This is a genomic window from Streptomyces sp. NPDC052721 (genome assembly GCF_040678315.1).
Classification (GTDB): Bacteria; Actinomycetota; Actinomycetes; order Streptomycetales; family Streptomycetaceae; genus Streptomyces.
Genome location: NZ_JBFATL010000100.1, coordinates 1 through 2822 on the forward strand (window position 1 = coordinate 1; position 2822 = coordinate 2822).

At 72.5% G+C, this 2822-nt stretch carries 2 protein-coding genes; both read left to right on the top strand.

Annotation, left to right across the window (positions count from 1 at the left end; all coding sequences use genetic code 11):
- Nucleotides 1-911 (top strand): beta-ketoacyl reductase (locus tag AB0L21_RS39545; protein ID WP_365788774.1); only part of this gene is annotated, 911 nt, incomplete at its 5' end.
- Between the two features lie 139 nt (nt 912-1050).
- Nucleotides 1051-2822: type I polyketide synthase (locus AB0L21_RS39550; RefSeq protein ID WP_365788775.1), on the top strand; the 1772-nt coding region annotated here is incomplete at its 3' end.

Here is a 2822-nt window from a genome sequence, read left to right on the forward strand (position 1 = left end):
GCCTGATCGGCAACGCCGGCCAGGCCAACTACGCGGCGGCCAACACCTACCTGGACGCCCTCGCCCAGCACCGCGCGGCCCTCGGACTGCCCGGCCTGTCCCTCGCCTGGGGCCTGTGGAAACAGACCAGCACCATCAGCGGCGAACTGAACGAGACGGACCTGCGCCGCCTGGCCCGTATCGGCCTCAAGCCGCTGGCCACGGACGAGGCGATGGAGCTGTTCGACGCCGCCCTCGCGGGCACCGAACCGGTCCTCGCCGTCAGCGGGCTCGACCTGGCCGCACTGCGCAAGGCGGGTGACGCCCTGCCCCCGCTGCTGCGCGATCTGGCCCCGGCCGGCCGCCGCCGTACGGCCGCCTCGGCCGGTCGGTCCGGTGGCCAGGACGCGGGCCCCTCGCTGGCCGAGCGCCTGGGCGCCCTGTCCCAGGAGGAGCGCGAACAGGCCCTGATCGACCTCGTACGCACCCAGGTCGCCGCGGTCCTCGGACACGCCGACGCCGGAGCCGTCGACGCCGAACGCGCCTTCCAAGACCTGGGCTTCGACTCACTGACCGCGGTCGAACTGCGCAACCAGCTCAACAACGCGACCGGACTACGGTTGCCGAGCACCCTGGTCTTCGACCACCCCAGCCCCGCCGCCCTCGCCGCACACCTGCACGGGCAGCTCAAGGTGGAGACGGCGTCGCCCGCCGACTCGGTGGTCGAGGAGCTCGGCCGGCTCAGGGCCGCCATCCAGTCGGCGGCCGCCGATCCCGCGGCCTACGACAGCGTCGCCGGGCAGCTGCGCGAACTGCTGGGCGTCGCCGAGCGGGCGAGTGGCCGGGTGCCCGCCGACGAGGTACCGGCGGCCGAGGACCTGGACAAGGCGAGCGACGAGGAGCTGTTCGCGCTCCTCGACGACCTGAACTGACCGGGCGACCGCTCACGGAGCCGACGAGGGGGTCGGCTCCGGGGCGGTTTCGCACGCCCGGCGTGTCACCGCCGCGGCGATCCACCGCACGACCCACCAGACCAAGCACGAGCCACATGACGACGGGGAGCTGAGATCAGTGGCGAACGAGCAGGAACTCCGCGAATACCTCAAGAAGGCCATCGCCGACGCTCGCGACGCGCGCAGGCAGCTGCGCGAGGCCGAGGACAGGGCGCAGGAGCCGATCGCGATCGTCGGTATGGCGTGCCGTTACCCCGGCGGTGTGTCCTCTCCCGAGGACCTGTGGGAGCTGGTGGCCAACGGGGTCGACGCCATCAGCGAGTTCCCGTCCAACCGGGGCTGGGACATCGAGAAGCTGTACGACCCGGACCCCGAGCGGCCGGGGACGTCGTACGTCCGCGAGGGCGGCTTCCTGCACGACGCGGACCTGTTCGACCCGGAGTTCTTCGGCATGTCGCCGCGCGAGGCGACCGCCATCGACCCGCAGCAGCGCCTGCTGCTGGAGACCGCCTGGGAGACCTTCGAGAGCGCGGGGATCCTGCCGGCCGGGCTGCGCGGCAGCCGCACCGGTGTCTTCACCGGTGCGATGTACAACGACTACGGCTCCCGCCCCCACCTGCCCGCCGAGGGCAACGAGGGTTACCTGTTCAGCGGCAGCGCCGGCTCGATCGCCTCGGGCCGGATGGCGTACACCTTCGGTCTGGAGGGCCCGGCCGTCACGGTCGACACGGCCTGCTCCTCCTCACTGGTGGCCATGCACATGGCCGTCAACGCGCTGCGCAACGGCGAGTGCGACCTCGCGCTCGCGGGCGGCGTGGCCGTCATGTCGACACCGACGGCGTTCGTGGAGTTCTCCCGGTTGCGTGGTCTGTCCGCCGACGGCCGCTGCAAGTCCTTCTCCGACGACGCCGACGGCACCGGCTGGTCCGAGGGCGTCGGCCTGCTCCTGGTCGAACGGCTCTCCGACGCCCGCAAGAACGGCCACCGGGTCCTCGCGGTGATCCGGGGTACGGCCGTGAACCAGGACGGGGCCAGCAACGGCCTGACCGCACCCAACGGCCCCTCCCAGGAACGCGTGATCCTCGCCGCGCTGGCGAACGCCGGCCTGAGCACGAGCGACGTGGACGTCGTGGAGGCGCACGGCACGGGCACGCGCCTGGGCGACCCCATCGAGGCGCAGGCACTGCTCGCCACGTACGGCCGGGGACGGCCGGACGGGCACCCGCTGTACCTGGGCTCGCTCAAGTCGAACATCGGTCACGCGCAGGCGGCAGCCGGCGTCGGCGGTGTGATCAAGATGATCGAGGCGATGCGGCACGGGGTGCTGCCGCGGACGCTGCACGTGGAGAAGCCGTCCAGCCACGTGGACTGGGATGCGGGCTCGGTGGAGCTGCTGACCGAGGCGCGGGAGTGGCCCGCGGTCGAGGGCCGGCCGCGCCGCGCGGGCGTCTCGTCCTTCGGTTTCGGTGGGACGAACGCCCACGTGGTCATCGAGGAGCCCCCGGCCGCCACCGAGGAGCAGGAGGCCACCGAGCATGCCACGGTGCCGGTGATCCCCTGGGTGCTGTCGGGCAAGAGCGTGCAGGCGCTGCGTGACCAGGCGGCGCGGCTGGTGACACATCTGGAGGCCCACCTGGGGCTGTCGGCACAGGACGTCGCCAGGTCACTGGCGACGGAGCGGGTGGCGTTCGAGCATCGCGCGGTGGTGACGGGCACAGATCGCGATGAACTCCTGGACGCCGTACGCGCGTTGGCGCAGGGTGACGGTGTCCAGCCGTCCCAGGTCCGCCGCCCCGGCGGAACGGCCTTCCTGTTCACCGGGCAGGGCGCGCAACGGCTCGGCATGGGCCGACAGCTCTACGCCGCGTTCCCGGCGTTCGCGAGGGCATT